This is a genomic window from Ensifer sp. 4252 (assembly GCF_050434565.1).
GTDB lineage: Bacteria > Pseudomonadota > Alphaproteobacteria > Rhizobiales > Rhizobiaceae > Ensifer.
Genome location: NZ_JBNDIU010000006.1, coordinates 24442 through 41842, shown reverse-complemented (window position 1 = coordinate 41842; position 17401 = coordinate 24442). Strand labels below are relative to the sequence as shown.

16 protein-coding genes are annotated in these 17401 nt (G+C 63.6%); 6 read left to right on the top strand and 10 right to left on the bottom strand.

The annotated features are described in order from the left end of the window. Nucleotides 1–90: 90 nt before the first annotated feature. From ABIE33_RS14560 to mtnK, 5 genes are read right to left on the bottom strand one after another with little or no spacing between them, the layout of a single operon-like run. A complete protein-coding gene (locus tag ABIE33_RS14560) occupies nucleotides 91–1209 on the bottom strand; it encodes a RuBisCO large subunit C-terminal-like domain-containing protein (protein ID WP_429126061.1) in 1119 nt (372 codons plus the stop codon). Beyond that, nucleotides 1209–2210: a transketolase family protein gene (locus ABIE33_RS14555; RefSeq protein ID WP_429126060.1), complete on the bottom strand. Its 1002-nt coding sequence runs from the start codon at nucleotides 2208–2210 to the stop codon at nucleotides 1209–1211. Before ABIE33_RS14555 ends, ABIE33_RS14560 begins: the two co-directional genes overlap by 1 nt. A 2-nt stretch (nucleotides 2211–2212) precedes the next feature. Next, entirely contained in the window at nucleotides 2213–3148 is a 936-nt protein-coding gene (locus ABIE33_RS14550) for a transketolase (protein WP_429126058.1), read from the bottom strand. A 3-nt stretch (nucleotides 3149–3151) separates the two neighbouring features. After that, entirely contained in the window at nucleotides 3152–4246 is a 1095-nt protein-coding gene (gene mtnA / locus ABIE33_RS14545; protein WP_429126056.1) for an S-methyl-5-thioribose-1-phosphate isomerase, read from the bottom strand. Continuing rightward, nucleotides 4243–5514 (bottom strand): S-methyl-5-thioribose kinase, encoded by a 1272-nt coding sequence (gene mtnK, locus ABIE33_RS14540; RefSeq protein WP_429126054.1) that lies wholly within the window; start codon nucleotides 5512–5514, stop codon nucleotides 4243–4245. The genes mtnA and mtnK overlap by 4 nt, the downstream gene beginning before the upstream one ends. 145 nt (nucleotides 5515–5659) lie before the next feature. Here mtnK and ABIE33_RS14535 point away from each other — a divergent pair, with 145 nt between their 5' ends. The 3 genes from ABIE33_RS14535 to ABIE33_RS14525 are packed head-to-tail and all read left to right on the top strand — an operon-like array spanning nucleotide 5660 to nucleotide 9335. Next, nucleotides 5660–7183 (top strand): sugar ABC transporter ATP-binding protein, encoded by a 1524-nt coding sequence (locus ABIE33_RS14535; RefSeq protein ID WP_429126053.1) that lies wholly within the window; start codon nucleotides 5660–5662, stop codon nucleotides 7181–7183. Further along, nucleotides 7173–8240, top strand: coding sequence for an ABC transporter permease (locus tag ABIE33_RS14530; protein WP_429126051.1), 1068 nt, complete (start codon nucleotides 7173–7175; stop codon nucleotides 8238–8240). Before ABIE33_RS14535 ends, ABIE33_RS14530 begins: the two co-directional genes overlap by 11 nt. A gap of 51 nt (nucleotides 8241–8291) precedes the next feature. After that, on the top strand, nucleotides 8292–9335 hold the full coding sequence (locus ABIE33_RS14525; RefSeq protein WP_429126049.1) for a substrate-binding domain-containing protein: 1044 nt from the start codon (nucleotides 8292–8294) through the stop codon (nucleotides 9333–9335). A gap of 97 nt (nucleotides 9336–9432) precedes the next feature. On the opposite strand, the gene ABIE33_RS14520 is transcribed toward ABIE33_RS14525, so the two are convergent. Together ABIE33_RS14520 and gcvA are read right to left on the bottom strand one after the other, a co-directional pair. After that, nucleotides 9433–10413 carry a sugar-binding transcriptional regulator gene (locus ABIE33_RS14520; RefSeq protein ID WP_429126047.1) on the bottom strand — a complete coding sequence of 327 codons (981 nt, stop codon included), beginning with the start codon at nucleotides 10411–10413 and terminating at the stop codon, nucleotides 9433–9435. 96 nt (nucleotides 10414–10509) lie between these two features. Next, nucleotides 10510–11418, bottom strand: a complete 909-nt coding sequence (gene gcvA, locus ABIE33_RS14515; protein WP_429126045.1) for a transcriptional regulator GcvA — start codon at nucleotides 11416–11418, stop codon at nucleotides 10510–10512. A gap of 421 nt (nucleotides 11419–11839) precedes the next feature. Between gcvA and ABIE33_RS14510 the strand changes: the two genes are divergently transcribed. From ABIE33_RS14510 to ABIE33_RS14500, 3 genes are read left to right on the top strand one after another with little or no spacing between them, the layout of a single operon-like run. Then, nucleotides 11840–12463: a glutathione S-transferase family protein gene (locus ABIE33_RS14510; RefSeq protein ID WP_429126044.1), complete on the top strand. Its 624-nt coding sequence runs from the start codon at nucleotides 11840–11842 to the stop codon at nucleotides 12461–12463. 23 nt (nucleotides 12464–12486) lie between these two features. Further along, nucleotides 12487–13536, top strand: coding sequence for an LLM class oxidoreductase (locus ABIE33_RS14505; RefSeq protein WP_429126042.1), 1050 nt, complete (start codon nucleotides 12487–12489; stop codon nucleotides 13534–13536). A 55-nt stretch (nucleotides 13537–13591) separates the two neighbouring features. Further along, nucleotides 13592–14041 carry a flavin reductase family protein gene (locus tag ABIE33_RS14500; protein ID WP_429126040.1) on the top strand — a complete coding sequence of 150 codons (450 nt, stop codon included), beginning with the start codon at nucleotides 13592–13594 and terminating at the stop codon, nucleotides 14039–14041. A gap of 129 nt (nucleotides 14042–14170) precedes the next feature. On the opposite strand, the gene ABIE33_RS14495 is transcribed toward ABIE33_RS14500, so the two are convergent. The 3 genes from ABIE33_RS14495 to ABIE33_RS14485 are packed head-to-tail and all read right to left on the bottom strand — an operon-like array spanning nucleotide 14171 to nucleotide 17316. Continuing rightward, nucleotides 14171–15397, bottom strand: a complete 1227-nt coding sequence (locus tag ABIE33_RS14495; protein ID WP_429126038.1) for an alanine racemase — start codon at nucleotides 15395–15397, stop codon at nucleotides 14171–14173. Between the two features lie 39 nt (nucleotides 15398–15436). After that, the gene (locus ABIE33_RS14490; RefSeq protein ID WP_429126036.1) at nucleotides 15437–16393 is read right to left on the bottom strand and encodes an ABC transporter ATP-binding protein; all 957 of its coding nucleotides are present in this window, start codon (nucleotides 16391–16393) and stop codon (nucleotides 15437–15439) included. Beyond that, entirely contained in the window at nucleotides 16390–17316 is a 927-nt protein-coding gene (locus ABIE33_RS14485; RefSeq protein ID WP_429126034.1) for an ABC transporter ATP-binding protein, read from the bottom strand. The genes ABIE33_RS14490 and ABIE33_RS14485 overlap by 4 nt, the downstream gene beginning before the upstream one ends. Nucleotides 17317–17401: the final 85 nt, after the last annotated feature.

Here is a 17401-nt window from a genome sequence, read left to right as displayed (position 1 = left end):
TCCTTGCCGCGACGGTGATCAAGACTGCCGAGCGCACCATCGCGCTCGGCAGTACCCGGGGAGGTTACCTGTTGCTCAACCGTCCGGCGCTTAGCTTACGACCGCTTCGACGATCCGGCGGCTGGCTGAAACGATGTCGGTGTCCTGAAGCAATGCACCGCCGATCAGGTACATCACGTCGTTGCCGTAAGCCTCGCGCATTTCCGGCACGCGGCCGAGGTTCATGCCGCCGCCGGGAGCCGGCACGATCGCCTTCGGGCCGCCCATGTCGACGGCGCAGGCCCTGGCGATCGACTGGCATTCCTCGCGAGTGAAGCCGAAGCGCCCCCCGAAATTCGGATAGATCGCCGCATCGGCGCCCATCAGCCGCTGCAAGGCGCCGTAGAAGCAACGATGCGAAAAGCCGGTATCCGGCGAGACGACATTGGCGCCTGAGAACGCCGGGTGCGACACGATCGGCAGGGTGAAGGCCGGATCGGACGCCAACGTGTGGATCACATCGTAGCCGGCCAGCGCCGGGGAAATCATCACCGCACCGGCGCCGGCCTCTTCGGCCATGATCGCCCGCTCGAACAGCTCTTTTGCCGACGCGGTGATATTCGGGACGAACCTCGCCCGCCCGCCGCTCTTGGCATTGGCTTCGCCGACAGCGTCGACGCAGGCTGCCAAGCGTTCGGCGAATGGCGACGTCCTTTGATCGACCAGCCCGTGGTCGTCCTTGACGAAATGCATGCCGCCGAGGGCGAAGTCGTGCGCGCGGCGCGCGAGTTCGGCTGAGGACAATCCGACCGGCTTGATCGCCGACATCAGCAGCGGCTGCGCGCCGATGCCGGCTCTTTGCCGCAGCCCGGCAATGCCGTGCCGCGGGCCAGGGCAAAGCGCGAGGATACCCTTCGACAGGCCGATGTCCTCGACCTTCAGGCCCGGCTTGATCGAGCTGTTGCCGAAGACGATGTTGAGGAATTGCAGGAAGTCGCCGCCGACATCGTCTTCGCTGTAGGAGACATCAGCGAGATAACCGGGACGGCCATTCGGGTCCTGCGCGAGGCCTTCGAGTTTGCCGAGGATTTCGTCCTCGACATAGCCTTTGGGCACGACATCCCGCGGGATCTCGACCGTCTGTTCCAGGGCGATATCAAGCGCCCGAGCTCGCGCCTCGGCCTCGTCCGCGGCCCTGACGTAGTAGCTGACGGTGAACCGCGGAGCCATCAGAGCGCCTCCGCCTTCTGCGCCGAGTGCACGTGATCGAGGCGGACCTCGGTCAGTTCGTCCTCGCCGATATCGAGCGTTTTGCCGGTCAGCTCCTCGATCGCCGACACCAGCGCGCCGGCGTCGAGGCCATACTTCTTCATCAGGTAAGGCTTCGAGGCACCATGGGCAAACGTGTCCTTCAGGCCGAGACGCTTAAGGCGGACGCCAAGGCCCTCTTCGGCAACGATCTCGGCAACAATCGAACCAAGCCCGCCGACGATAGTATGGTTTTCCAGCGTGACGATGCCCTTCTTGCCGCGCGCGGCCCTGAGCAGGCCGTCGCGGTCAAACGGCTTCAGCGTCGAGGCGTGCAGATGATGAAGCCCGATGCCGCGGGCTTCGATCGGCTTTGTGGCACGCAAGGCTTCCTCGGTGCAGACGCCGGAACTGACGACGAGAATGTCGTCGCCTTCCGAGAGTGTGCGCAGCTTGTTGAACGCGAACGGCGTCGAGAAGAGACGCGGGACTTCGCCGCGCAGGATGCGGACGTAGACCGGTCCGTCGATCGCGTCGGCCACCTCGAGCACTGTTTCGACCTCGGTCGCGTCGCCGGTCTCCAGGATGGTCATGTTCGGGACCGCACGCAGGACGGCGATATCCTCGATCGCTTGGTGGGTGATGCCGCCGGGCGTGGTGATGCCCGGCAGGAAGCCCATCAGCCGCACCTTGCGATTGGAATAGGCGATCGAGTTGATCAGCTGGTCGTAGGGGCGCCGGTAGAGGAAGACCGAGAAGGTGTGGATGAAGGGCCGATAGCCCTGCATGGCAAGGCCGCCGGCGAAGGAGAGCATGTTCTGCTCGGCCATGCCGAGCGACAGGAACTGTTCGGGGTGCCGGTCGCGGAAGCTATCGACCTCGCAGGAGGAGGTCAGGTCGGCCGAAAGGCAAAGAACTTCCGGGCGCGCCGTGGCGAAAGCCTCGAAGGCTTTGGCATAAGGGCGGTTGACGATTTCGACCATGGTCAGGCCCCTTCCATTTCGTTCGGGCTCACGCCCAGTTCGGCGGCCAGTGCCGTCTGCATCTCAAGCCTCTCTTCAGTGCTCTTGAAGCGCACGTAGTGAAGGCGCGGGAAGCGCTTTTGCAGGAAATTCATGCCTTGGAACGGCGACGTATTGGCGAGGATGATCAGCGGTTTGCCCGGCTCAGCGCTGTTGGCCGCGTCGCGCATGGCCTGCAAATTGTGGCCGTCGATCGAGCGGCAGGTGGCACCGAAGGCTGCAACCCGGCCGGCAAGGTCGCCGAGATCGAGAACCGAGGACATGGCGCCATCGCATTGCTGACGGTTGACGTCGACGATGACGCGAATGTTGTCGATGCCGTGGTGGGCCATGGCGTTAAGGCACTCCCAGGTCTGGCCCTCCTGGAATTCCCCGTCGGACATGTAGACCCAGACCTTGCCAGGCTCGTTGCGTTTCTTGCGGGCGAAGGCGACGCCCGCAGCCATGGAAAGGCCTTGCGCCAGCGAGCCGGTCGTTACCTCCATGCCCGGGCTGTGTTCGGCACCGATCATCTCGACGGAGCTTCCGTCCTTGTTGAAATGGTCGAGCGCGTGCTCATCCATGCGGCCGACCTCGATCAGCGCGCAGTAGATCACCAGCGCATAATGTGCCGGCGAGATGATGAAACGATCATATTCCGGGGCTGCCGGACCGTGGTAGCCGGCGCCGGTAAAGGCATCGGGATTATCGGCGGAAGGCACGCCGCGAAACGGCAGCGGCACCTTCGGCAATGTCGGCTCTCCGAGCTTGAGGATCTCGTTGTAGAGCAGCGCGAGGCTTTCTGCGGCCGAGCAGGCCTGGCTCAGATAGCCGCCATTGTTCTTCATCGTGTGGAAGAAGACGCGACGGCGAATGCCGAGCGCGATCTCTTCGGTGGTCTTCTGGTTCGTGAGGCTCACCGGTCAGCTCCTTTCCGGAAACAGCGCTTTGAGGCCCTGCGGCGAAGGCATTGCGACACCGCGCTCGGTGATGAGGCCGGTGATCAGCCGCGCCGGCGTCACGTCGAAGGCCGGGTTTGCCGAAGGGCTGCCTTCGGGCGAGACGCGAACCGAGATGATCGAGCCATCGGGGCCGCGGCCCTGAACGAAGCTCACCTCGTCGCCGGTGCGTTCCTCGATCGGGATCTCCTTGACGCCATCCTTGACCGTCCAGTCGATGGTCGGCGACGGCAGGGCGACATAAAAGGGGACATTGTTGTCGCTGGCGGCAAGCGCCTTCAGATAGGTTCCGATCTTGTTGCAGACATCGCCGTTGGCGGTGGTGCGGTCGGTGCCGACGATCACCATGTCGACGGCGCCGTGCTGCATCAGGTGGCCGCCGGCATTGTCGACGATCAGCGTGTGCGGCACGCCGTGGCCGTTCAGCTCCCAGGCCGTCAGTTGCGCACCCTGGTTGCGCGGCCGGGTCTCGTCCACATAGACATGCACCGGAATGCCCGCCTCGGTCGCCATGTAGATTGGGGCGGTGGCCGTTCCGTAGTCGACGGTCGCGAGCCACCCCGCATTGCAGTGGGTCAATATGTTGACCGGCTCGCCGGGCTTCTTGGTTGCCGCGATCTCGCGGATGATCTTGAGGCCATTGGTCCCAATCGCCCGGTTGAGCTGCACGTCTTCTTCGGCGATTTCGCCGGCGCGTCGGTAGGCTGCCTCGGCACGGTCTTCGACAGAAAGCGGCCGCAGGAACTGCCGCATGGCCTCGAGCGCCCAGCGCAGGTTGATCGCCGTCGGCCGGGTCTCGTTGAGTTCTTCCCATACCGCGTCGAGATGGCGGTCGGACGGGTCGTCCGCCATGGCAATCGCGATGCCGTAGGCGGCGGTGACGCCGATCAGCGGCGCACCGCGCACCCACATGTCGCGGATGGCAACCGCCACGTCTTCGACCGTCTTCAGCGTGACGACCCGGAACTCATGCGGCAGCCAGCGCTGGTCGATGATATCGACGGAGCGGCCGTCGGCGTTGAGCCAGATCGTATGGTAGTGCTTTTCTCCGACTTTCACGAAAGTGTCTCCTGCTGAAGCCGTTGCGCCGTGGCGCGAATGTCTCTGAGGCTCGCAATGCGATCTCGGTTGACGGCAAGATGGCGCCCGAGCTTCAGCGCCTTGCTTTCGCATTCGGCGCGGCGGCTGAGGTCTCCGATGGTTTCGAAATCGGCATTGTGGGCAAGGCCGAGGATGCGCCTGAGGATCTCGACCCCGGCAAAGCCGAGCATCTCGCGGTAGATCTCATCAAGGACGATGGTCAGCGCCTGTTCCGAGCCGAACGGGTCGTCGCAGTCTTCGAAAAGGCTTGCCTGGTAGAGGATGCCCTTGCGCTCGCTGCGCCACAGTGTCGAAAACTCGTCGCAGAAGGTTTCCCAGATCGTATCGACGGTATCCAAGAGGTAGGCACGCATCTGGTCGCGTTCGCCGGCGGCGGTCTCGTGGCCTTCTTGCGAGAAATAGCTCATCCAGAAGTTCGCCAAGAGCATGCCGACATCGAAGCTGATCGGGCCGTAGAAGGCGAATTCCGGGTCGATGACGCGCGTCTCGTCGTCGGTGACCATGACCGAACCGGTATGCAGGTCGCCGTGGCAGAGGGTCTCGGCCTTGGCGGAGAAGATGTGTTTCAGCCGTTGGGCCTCGACCTTCAGGTCGCGGTCGCGGCGGAGCTCTTCGACCAGGCCGTCGAGGTGCGGGGTCGTATGCCGGTTCATCTCCGCCTCGAAGTAAGGATCGGAAAAGACCAGGTTTTCGGTGATGTCGCAGAGTTCGACATTGTCGGCGAAAAGCGCGAGATCGGCTTTCTTGTCGCGCGTCGGCATCGAAAGATCCGAGCCGCGGAAAAGCGTGCGGGCTGCGAAAAGCCCGAGATCGCGACCGATCTTCGGCAGCGTGCGCCCCGCGATCAGTGCGCGCCGCAGGATCACGTGCGGCGTCAGGTATTCCATGATGATCATCGCCTGCTCGGTGTCGAAGAACAGGATTTCCGGCACCATGCCCGGGTCGCGCGCCGCCTGGCGGATGAGGGCGTGATATTCGAAGAAAGAGCGCTTCAGCGGCAAAGGCCAACGTTCGCCGACGAGCCTGACATAGGGAAGCGCCTGCTTGACGATCGCAGCTCCCTTCTCCCCCGTGACGATGAAGACGAGATTGAGGTTGCCGTCGCCGACCTCCTTGACCTGCCAGCGGCCATGATCGCCGCCGATCCTGTCGCATAGTGCTGCGTTGCCGCTTAGTCTCAATGGCAGCGTTTCGGCGCTAAGCGCCTCGAAAACGTGCTTGTCCATATGGTCCTCCCTACGCGCATGGCCGGCCTCGGCTGCTCCTCGCCATGCCGTCATGCGCCATAGCTAAGTCGGCATTCTGTCAAATGTCAATCGCCTTGACATTTGATGGATAGCCATCCTAACCTGCCTCTATTGGGAGGAGAGCATGAGCGAACAAGCAGTGTTTCGCATCGAGGGCGTGCGCAAATCCTTCGGGCCGATACCGGTCCTGAAGGGCGTCGATCTCGAATTGCGCAAGGGTGCCGTCACGGTGCTGATGGGCGCCAACGGCGCTGGAAAGTCGACACTGGTGCGCATCCTCAGCGGCGTCTACGTCAGCGATGCCGGAGACATGCGGCTCAGCGACCTCCCTTTCGCGCCGGCAACGCCGGCAGAGGCGATCCGGGCAGGCGTGGTGACGGTTCACCAGAACATCAATGATGGCGTCGTCGCCGATCTTGACGTCGCGACCAATCTCACGCTCGACCGTCTGAGCGGCCGTGGCGCACGCCTGTTCTTCAACCCGCGCCGGGTAAGGCGCGAGGCTGCCGTCGTTGCAGCCCGCATGGGCCTCGCCATCGATCTTTCCGCCGACATCAACGATCTGACGCTTGCCGACCGGCAGATGGTGGCGATTGCCCGCGCCATGGCGCATGAGCCGCAGGTGCTGATCCTTGACGAGCCGACCTCGTCGCTGTCGAGCGCGGAGGCCGATCGCCTGTTCGAGCTTCTCGATCGACTGAAAGCGCGCGGCGTCGCGATCCTCTATATCTCGCACCGGATGTCCGACATCCGCAGGCTCGCCGACAGCATCGTCACGCTGCGCGACGGGCGCATAACCGGTCGCTTCGAAGGGGCGGATCTGGATTATGAAGGTGCCGTCAACGCAATGCTCGGGCAGAAGGTTTCGGCGGGGGCCGTGATCGTGCGCGACGGGTCCGGTCCCGTCTTTTCGCTCAAAGGCCTGCGGCTGACGGAGGCGTCCCGACCGTTCGATCTCGCGCTTGGCGACGGCGAAATCGTCGCCGTCACCGGTCTCGTCGGTGTCGGCAAGACGGCGCTGGCCGAGACGCTTTTCGGCGCCCGCTCGCCAGCAGCCGGCCAGATGACGCTCGACGGCGCGCCCTACCGGCCACACAGCACCGGCCAGGCGATCAGCCAGGGCGTATATCTGGTCGCCAAGGATCGATCCGACAGCGGCATCATTCCTGATTTTAACATCTACGAGAATATCAGCCTGCCGTTCCTCAAGCGGCTGTCGCGCTTCGGCATATCGAACCGCCGGGCCGAACGGGCGAAATCGCGGGCGCAGATCGCAGCACTTGGCGTCGTCTGCCGCAGCGAGCGCGACGAAATGCAGACGCTTTCCGGCGGCAACCAGCAAAAGGTCATGGTCGGGCGCTGGCTTTCCGAGCCATCGCGTCTGCTGATCCTCGACGAGCCCTTCCAAGGTGTCGACATTGCCGCGCGCCGCGATATCGGCGCCAAACTGCGCGCCTCGGCCTCAGGCCGTGCAACCATCGTTTTCCTGACCGAACTCGACGAAGCCTTCGAGATCGCCGACCGCATTCTCGTGATGTCGGAACATACGATCGTCGGCGAGCATCGCAACGCTTCGGTCGACGTCGAGCGCCTCCTCCAGGAGATCGCCGGCCAACATCATCAGCAGGGACAGCCCCATGAGCAGTGAACAGATGAAACCCGCGTCTCCCGCCGCTTCCGCGCTGCCGGCCCCGGCGCCAATTCCCGCGGTCAGCCTGCGCGACCTCGCGATCAAATACGGCTTCCTTGTTCTCCTCGTCGGTCTTGTTGTCTATTTCTCGCTGGTGACGAACGGGTTCTCCTCGCCGCAGAGTGCCGTCTTCATCCTGCAATCAGTGTCGATCACCGGCATCCTGGCGCTCGGCGTCACGGCAACGCTGGTCGTCGGCGGTTTCGACCTGTCGATCGGCTCGGTCGCGACCACGTCGATGATGGCGTCATCCTATGTCATGGTGGTGATGAGCGGCGACGCCCTGACGGCCACGCTCGCCTGTCTGGCGATCGGCGTCCTCGTCGGACTGATCAACGGCGTCATCATCGTCTATATGCGCGTGCCGGACCTTTTGGCGACGCTCGGCATGATGTTTCTGCTGCTCGGCCTGCAACGTATACCGACCGAGGGTCGTTCGATCGCCGCAGGGATGACGCTTCCTGATGGTTCGGTGGCCACAGGCACTTTCAGTCCCGCCTTCCTGGCACTTGGTCGTCATCGCTTCGATCTGATCCTGCCGAACCTCGTGCCGGTTGCCGTCGTGGTGCTGATCGTACTGGCAGTGCTGATCTGGTTCTTCCTCGAATACACCCGTTTCGGGCGCATGATGTATGCCGTCGGCTCCAACGAGCGCGCCGCGGGCCTCGCAGGCGCGCCGGTCAATGCCTACAAGATCGCGGCCTATGTCATCTCGGGCGTCTTTGCCTCGATCGGCGGCATTCTGCTTGCCGCCCGTCTCGGCCGCGGTGACATCGCCTCGGGCAACAACCTCTTGCTTGATGCGGTCGCCGCCGCGCTGATCGGCTTTGCCGTGTTGGGTGCGGCCAAGCCGAATGCGTTCGGTACGGCGATCGGCGCGCTCTTCGTCGGCATCCTGCTCCAGGGCCTGACGATGATGAACGCGCCCTATTACACGCAGGATTTCATCAAGGGCGCGGTTCTCGTCATCGCCCTGATCTTCACCTTTGCGCTCTCGAAAAGAGGCAAACGCTGACGGGAAGCCCCGCCGGCCGAAAACAAACGTTCACCAGTGGAGGAGACTGAAATGAACATTACACGCAGAGCAATGGGCAAGCTGGCGCTTGGCCTTGCCGGAACCGTGGCGTTTGCCACCGCTTCCTTCGCCGCCGACATGCCGAAGCCGTTCGACAAGCCGGGCGACGTCAAGATCGCGCTGGTGCGCTATCTGTCGACCGGCGACTTTTTCCAGTCCTACCTTGCCGGCGTGGAGGCGCAGGCAAAGGCACTCGGCGTCCAGCTTCAGGTTCTCGACAGCCGGCAGGACGCAGCGCTTCAGGCCGACATGGTCGACCAGGCGATCGCGCTTGGCGTGCAGGGGATCATCATCCAGCACGGACTGACGGAATCGATGAAGGAAGCGGCCCAGCGCGCCGTCGATGCCGGCATCAAGGTCGTGGCCTTCGACGTGAATGTCGAAAACGAGAAGATCCCGCAGGTCGAGCAGTCAGACCGCGATCTCGCCCGCCTTGCCCTCGAGCAGGCGATCAAGGACAACGGCGAGAGCTTCAAGGCGGGCTACGTCTATGTCGCCGGCATCGCGCCGCTCGACCGGCGCGACGAAACGTGGAAGGAATTCAAGGGCAAGTATTCGGGCATCAACGAGATCTCGCAGTTTGGCACGATGGACAACCCGATCGCCAACTCGGTCGCCAACCAGGCGCGCTCGGTCATTTCCGCCAACCCGGATATCACCGTGATGTTCGCGCCCTATGACGAGTTCGCCAAGGGCGTCAAGATTGCGGTCGACGAAGCCGGTCTTTCGTCCAGCGTGAAGATCTATTCCGCCGATATCTCGACCTCAGATATCGCGGCGATGCGCGAGCCGGATTCCGCCTGGGCCGCGACGGCCGCCACCAACCCGGCCGTGGTCGGACAAGTCTCGGTCCGAACGCTCGCCATGCTGCTTGCCGGCGAAGATCCGGGCCGCAGCGTCATCGTGCCGCCGACGCTGATCACCCAGAAGGATCTGAACGATCAGGACATCAAGAACATGGAAGAGCTCGGCACCAAGCTGCCGCAGTTCGCCCATGCAGATGTTGCCATGCCGGCATGGATGCCGAAGCCCTGATCGCGGTGTCGTCATGAAAAAAGAGCGGGGCGGTCGAAGGGCCGCCCCGTTTGCATATTACCGAGCTTTGGCCCTGTACCGTCGCTTCGACGCCCCGCTAGACGCACGCGTGGCCTACACTGCCGAGGCCGTCGCGTTTCCAGCGGTCCATCACCCGGCGCGCCATCGATGTGGTGACCACCAAATGCGAGGCGAAGCCTCCCTTCAGCGCGGCCATCAGCGGCTCGAACTTGCTGTTTTCCTGGACGACCAGCATGCGTTTCTCGATGGCACGGATCGACGAAAGGTCGGCGGAAATGCAGCGGCGATTGTGGGCGCAATTTATCCATTGGCCGTCGCCGTCGATCAGCTGACCGGCGATGACGCCGACGGCGCCTTCTTCGCCCATGCGGTGCATTTCTTCGGCGCTGAGCGCACCACACTTGACGAGATGGCTGTCGTCTTCGATGCCGCCGACGGAATAGAGCGCCAGATGACAGTCCGCGATCGTCGACAGTTGCTCGCGGATCACGGGTTCGCCGCGAAGCTCTTCGGCCAGCCGCTCAGACGACAGGACCAGCGGCGCATAGAAATTGATGCCTTCGGCATTAAGCCGGCGCGCGATCTCCGTCGTGCACTGGTCCGGCCGATAGGAATAGGGCGCCCCGAGGTTGCCGCAGAGCTGGACAACCGTTACGCCGCGCAGGTCGGCAAAGGGCATGACGTCGGCGATATGATAGACCGTGCGTCCCCAGGCGACGCCGACGCGGTCACCCTTGTTGATCAGTTCGAGGAACACGGATGCGGCCAGCACCGGCATTTCCGCCGTCGGGTCCATGGCCTGGCGATCTTCCGGCACGATCCATGCCGAGGTGACACCGGTTGCGTCCTCGAGTTCGCGTGCCAGGACGTCGTCGGTGAAAAGCTCCGTCGATGTGCTGATATTGACGATCCCGGTCTCGCGCGCCCGCCTGAGATACGTGGCAACCGAGGCACGTGATATCCCCAGTTTCTGTGCGACTTCGTCCTGCCTCAAGCCATGGCTGTAGTAGAGCCACGCGGCCTTGTGCATGATCTGGTCGGTGTTGCGGATGGGCATGGGGGTCCTTCAGTCGTCGATTTCTGACATTATTCATCGCCCGTGACATAAGTCAAATCGTTGCTGGACCGGGTAGACGAAAGCGAGTGCTTCGCCTTAAACGCCGGCGCACGCCGATGGCTGTGCTTGTGCCTCTTCCATCAACCAGTCGACGAAATGAGCGATAGCAGGACGCTCGATCGCCGCCGGCAATGTCACGATATAGTAGGCGAATTCGCTCGGCCATGGCCGGTCGATCGCGACAGCCAGTCGACCATCGGCGATTTCCTCCCGTGCATAGATATCCCGGACGAGCGCTATGCCCTGGCCGGCGACCGCCGCCCTGACCAGAAGGAAATCATCGTCGAAGGAGGGTCCGCGCTCGATGCGCGGGTCGTCTTCGGTGCCGAGCGCCTTCAGCCACAGGCGCCAGTCGGCGCGTGCCGAATCCTGTAGCAGCGGATAGGAGAGGCAATCGGCGGGGGCGTGGATCGGAGGGCCGTCCGTCAGCAAAGCAGGGCTTGCCACCGGGATCAGTTCGGGCGCCATCAGATGGAGGCTCTCCAGGCCCGGATAGTCGCCGAGGCCATGTCGGATGGCCACATCCACCCGTTCCCGGCGCAGGTCGGTCAATGTCGCCGACGCCTCCACCCGCACCTCGATGCCAGGATTCCGGCTGGTAAACCGGCCAAGCCGCGGCACCAGCCAGGAGGCGGCGAAAGAGGGAACCGTACAGACTGTCACCGATGCGGCGGCATTGCTGGCCTCTAGCACCTCGAGTCCGCGCTCAAGCTGGTCGAATGCAGACAGAATTGCCGGATGTGCCTTGGCGCCCGCTTCGGTGAGCTCGACCCCGTAGCGCGTCCTCGAAAACAGCGACACGCCCAGTCGCTCCTCAAGCAGCCGTACCTGCTGGCTGACAGCGCCGGATGTGACGCCCATCGCCGCCGCTGCACGCTTGATGCTCGCATAACGGCCGGTTTCGGCAAAGGCGCGCAGCGCCAGCAGGGGAAGAACGCGGCCCACCGAGGCTCCATTAAGAATTTAGAATTTCGATCAAGTAGCGCACAGCCAAGACGGAGCGACGATCCCACGCAATATCACTTAAGTCGTCTTAGTGCTAGACAATCGCGCGGGTGTTGCTGCCGACCGTATCGGCGCCGCCAATTTCAATATTTAGTAAATCTAAATTCATATGGCAGGTATCATCGTTTCCCTCGGTGCACTCGGATGCCCTAGTTTTCTCCTTGGCGGCGCTTCCAATCAGCTCACACTCCTCCCGTCGCCCACGATGATGGCATGAAAACAACGGTCCTGAGACCCTGTCCCGATTCTCGCTCAGCGATGGCGAATGGCTTGCGCCCGGAGATAGTCTCTCTTGCGCTTCCGTCAGGATCGCCTTCCCCGAAAACGACGGTGACGACCGTCTTTCGTCGCGGCGGCGCGCATGATCGATCTCTACACCGACGCCTCGCCCAATGGCTTCAAGGCGACGATCGCGCTTGAAGAGCTGGGGATGCCTTACCGCCTTCATCACGTGAAGATCGACGACAGTGAAAACCGGCGTCCCGAATTCCTCAGGCTCAACCCACACGGCCGCATCCCGGTCATCACCGATGACGAGACCGGCATCACCCTGTTCGAATCCGCGGCCATTCTGCTCTATCTCGCCGAGCGCTCGGGACGCCTCTTGCCGAAAGAGGAGAAAGCCCGGTGGCAGGCGATCCAATGGCTGCAGTTTCATGCGGCGAGCATGGGGCCGATCCTGGGGCAGCGTGTGCATTTCGAGATGTTTGCGACGACGAAATCGGCGCCGGCCATCGAGCGCTACCGCCGGCTGAGCGAGGAGATTTTCGCGACGCTCGATGCCCGCCTTGGCGATGCCCCGTGGCTTGCCGGCGACGACTATTCGATTGCCGACATCGCTACGTTCGGATGGACCCGTATCGCCGTGATCTGCGGCTTCGACTTTACTCGTCACCGGCAGCTGGCCGGCTGGCATGCCCGTGTCTACGAGAGGCCGGCGGTCCAGCGCGGCGTCGCTCTGCCGGTTCCCGCGACCGGACCCTGACATCAATCTGAAAGGAAAATACCGTGACCATTGCAGCCACCATGGCGCATCAGACGCCATTTCTGTCCGGCGCGTCATCCGACGCCTTTGCTGGTCACCCCGGTTATCGGCGCATGTTCGCGCCGGAGCGGTTGACTGTCGGCATTTTTCTGCCGCTTCGCTTCTATCGCGGTGATATGAGCGTGCTGGAAGGACAGGCAGATCTCGTCACCGAGATCGACCGGCGCGGCTTTGCCGCAGTCTGGGTCCGCGATGTGCCGTTATTCGACCCGAACTTCGGCGATGCCGGCCAGCTCTTCGACCCCTTTACCTATCTGTCCTACCTCGCAGCGCGAACCGAAAGGGTCGCGCTGGCGACTGGCAGTGCGGTGTTTTCGCTGCGCCATCCGATCGATCTCGCCAAGGCCGCAACCACCATCGACCGCCTCTCCGGTGGACGCCTCGTCCTCGGCATCGCCTCCGGCGACCGGCCGGTCGAGTTCCCGGCCTATGGCCTCGACATGGATGGTCGCGGCGAGCGCTTTGCCGAGACGATCGCGTATTTTCGCCAGCTGATCGCGCCGGGGCGCCCGGCGATCCGGTCGAGCCTGGGGACTATGGACGGTGTCGACTTCCTGCCGAAGCCTGCCACCGGCCGCATCCCGTTGATGATCACCGGCTCGAGCCGGCAGTCGCCGTCATGGGTGGCTGAGCATGCCGACGGCTGGCTGACCTATCCGCAGCCGACACATATCCCGGAGGGCCCGAAGAGACTGGCCCAGAACATTCTCGCCTGGCGAAACCAGATCCCCGGCGGCGGCTTCCGGCCGCATATGACCAATGAATGGCTCGATCTCGTCGACGATCCCAATTTCCCACGGACCCCGCTTCTCGGCGGCTTCGTGCTGAAGACAGGACGCAAGGGGTTGATCGACCTCCTCGGCGAATGGCAGCGCGCCGGCGTCAACCATGCGGCACTGGGCATGCAGTTTGCGGAGCGTCCGGCGAGCGAGATCATCCAGGAACTTGCGGAGGAGGTGCTGCCGCTGTTTCCCTCGCTGGAGGGGCCGGCGCCGCTGTCTCAGAAATGGTGACTGCAGCGAACATCCGGTCTCCACGGTCGAGACCTTCAAGACGCTTTTCGGCCACATGCCGACTTCCGTAGCGGTGATCACTGTCGGAAGTGGCCAGAACCGCTACGGGGCGACGGTCGGCAGCCTCAATGCGCTGTCTCTCGACCCGCCGTTGCTGATGTTCGCGATAAAACAGGGCTCCGGCCTCCTGCAGCGGCTGACGGCAGGCACGACCATCGGCATCAATGTCTTGGCCGATTGCCAGCAGATCATCGCTCGCCGCTTCGCAACACCTGGCATCGATCGTTTCGCGGATACGCGCTGGTGCGAGGAGCATGCCCTGCCGCGGATCGATGACACGCTGGTCTGGATGGCGGCGCAGGTGCGTGACCGCCTGCCGCTTGGCGACCACGTATTGTTTACCGCGGCAATCCAGCACGGCGAAACGGAAGAGCGTTTGCCGCTGATGTACTGGAAGCGGGCGTTCCGCCAACTGGGGCCGCTTGAGAGCGGAGCCGATCCCTAGAGGTGGAGGTGTCGCACCTCACGCCAGGCTCCACCGGCTGGAGGCGAACCTTCGCCTTCAGCGTTTGCCCGCGCTGGGCGCCGCGCAGATCATGCGCGGTGGCAATGTATCCAAGCGCTGCGCAAACCCTCAGGTCTGGCAGGAGCGGGCATCGACAGGCAACGTCGTCGCCTCGCCATCGGCGTGGCGCAGCGTGAAGTGGTCGAAGTTGGCGATCGAGGCGCAGGAGTGATTGGGGAAGACTCGCACCCGGCTGCCGAGCGGCAGGGCGCGCCCCGAAACGGGAACGAAGCCATGCTCCTCGGACATCCGCTCGAGCGTCCACATGCCGGTTTCGCCATTGCCCTCGGCACTGACGACGGTTCCGAAGCCGGCGCCGCCCATGCCGTGGGCGCCGCGGTCGGAACTCATGGATTTCGAGCCGGCGTCGATGATGAAATGACTGTCGTTGGACGCGACGACCCGGGCGACGACCGAAAGCACCAGATCGTCGGCAGTGCAGATGCCGAGCCGAAGCGCTGTGCCGTCGAGAAAGACGTAATTGCCGGGCCGCATGCAGTCGATCTCTTGTGGCAATGGTGCCCCGAGGCAGGTCGGTGTCGCGCCGACGGAAAGGCATTCGACGGCGATGCCGCGTTCCCGAAGCCGGCCGGCGAGACCGGCAAGGTCCGCCGCCTCGTCGCGGGCGACCTTGGCGAGATCTTGTGGGCTTGCCGCAGCGTAGGAATGGCCGGCATGGGACAGCAGGCCGGCAAAATGCAGCCTTTTGGTCGTCGCGATCCGGGCACACAATTCGAGCGCTGACGGATCGTTCGGCTTGACGCCGACGCGGCCGAGACCGACATCGACCTTGAGGAAAACGCCGATCTCGACTCCGTGGCGCTCGGCGGCCTCTGCGAGAGCATCGACGCCCGCACTGCTTGCTGCGATTGTCCGCAGCTGCGTGCCGCGCGCTTTCACTGCGGGCAGCAGGCGGTCGAGTGACTGTGCCTTGACGATCGGATAGGCAAGGATGATCGACGGGATCCCCGCTTCAGCAAAGACCAGCGCCTCGCTCGGCTTGGATGCGGTGATGCCGCGGGCCCCAAGCGCCAGCTGCTCGCGCGCCACATAGAGGCTCTTGTGCGTCTTGACGTGCGGAAACATCGAGATGCCGGCCGCATCGGCGCGCTGCTGCATGGCGCGCATGTTACGGGCAAGACGTACCTCATCGACCTCGATATACGGCGTCGGCCGTTCGGCGGCCGCCGGGCGCGAGTAGCCTGTGGCCGTTGTTTCGGTCGCACTGTTGTCAATTTTGGCGGTCGCGTTGCCGACAGCGGACGCAGCCGCCACCGTCACTTCGGAAGTGGTCATTTTGGATTGCTCTGGTTTGAAGAGGGAGTTGCTGGGCTGTCAGCCGGTTGCGACCTGCCTTACGAAATGGGTCGATGAGATCTGATGCATCGGCAGTTCACGGGGCACGAAGTCCGGTGCGCGTACCGCACTTGGGATTTCGTCCGACATCGGCTGGCGTCCTTCCGGACGGCGCGTCGGGTCGGCGATCGGCACGGTCGACAGGAGTTTGCGGGTATAGGGATGTTGCGGATTGCCGAACACCGAGCGGCGATCGCCGATCTCGACGATCTCGCCGAGATACATCACCGCGACCCGGTGGGCGATGCGCTCGACCACGGCCATGTCGTGGCTAATGAAAAGAAGCGCAATCTGCATTTCGCGCTGCAGGTCCATGAGCAGGTTGATGACTTGCGCCTGGATCGTCACGTCGAGCGAGGCGACGGCCTCGTCGGCGACGATCAGGCGCGGGCTGAGCGCCAGCGCGCGGGCAATGCAGATGCGCTGGCGTTGGCCGCCGGAAAAAGCATGCGGATAGCGCTCGAGGTGCTCGGGCGATAGCTCGACCTTGGCGAGGAGCTCGGCGGCGCGGGCGCGCATCATATCGGTCGAGCCTAGTTTGTGAACGCGCATCGGGTCCATCAGCGATTGCTCGATCGTCATGCGCGGGTTGAGCGAGGAGAATGGATCCTGAAAGACCATCTGGGCGTCGCGTCGGAAGCGCGCGAGCACGGCACGCGGCGCTCCGATCAACTCGGTCCCGTCGAAGCGGATAGAGCCCGAACGCGGCCGGTCGAGCTGCATGATCGAGCGGGCGACGGTCGACTTGCCACAACCGGATTCGCCGACAAGCGCCAGCGTCTCACCAGGGAAGATGTCGAAGGAGACGTTCTCCACCGCGTGCACCCGGCCGGAGACATGGCCGAACAGGCCGGCCTTGAGATCGAAGCGCGTCACGAGATTTCGCACCGAGACGAGTGGCTTGCGGGTTTCCTTCACCGGGGCGGACGCGTTCATTCTGTCACCTCTGCGAGCGCACGCTCGGGTTCGAACACCAGCAAGGGGAATTTCTCCGGTGCGTCCTTGTCTGCCATGCTGCCAAGGCGTGGCACGGCGGAAATCAGGGCGCGGGTATAGGCATGTTTCGGCTGGGCGAAGATGTCGTAGACCGAGCCTTCCTCGACGATTTCGCCCTTGAGCATGACGCAGACGCGGTCGGCGACCTCGGCAACCACGCCCATATCATGGGTGATGAACATCACCGACATGCCGATCTCGTGCTGCAGGGCGCGCACCAGATCGAGGATCTGCGCCTGGATCGTCACGTCGAGCGCGGTCGTCGGCTCGTCGAGGATCATCAGGGAAGGGCGGCACGCAAGCGCGATCGCGATCATGACGCGCTGGCGCATGCCGCCGGAGAGCTGGTGGGGATACTGATCGAGCCTGCGTTCTGCATCGGGCACGCGAACTAGCTTCAGCGTGTTGAGCGCGATCTGGCGTGCCTCCTGCGGCGTCTTGTTCTGGTGATGGATCACCGCCTCGGCGATCTGGTCGCCGACGGTGAAGACCGGGTTCAGGCTCGACATCGGATCCTGGAACACGATCGAGATATCCGCGCCGCGAAGGGCCTCAATCCGCTTGTCCGAGAGCTTGGCGAGGTCGGCGACCTTGCCGTCCTTCAGGCGCATCAGCACCCGCCCGCCGGTGATCGCAGCGCCGTCATATTCGGTCAGTCGCATGATGGTCATGGCTGTGACGGACTTGCCGGACCCGGATTCTCCAACGAGCGCCACCGTCTCGCCGCGGGCGATCTGGAACGAGACGCCGCGCACGGCGCGCAGCTGCGCCCTGGTGCCGGCGGCGAAGGAGACTTCGAGATCCTCCACGGAAAGGATGACATCTTCAGGCAGTTCAGGCGTCGCGGATTTGGACAGGAGCATCAGCACAGGGACCCGATTTCGAGGGGACGTTGTGTCCTCAGGTCTCGCAACGAGGTCGCATCCTGTCAATATGGGCGAGGGGAGC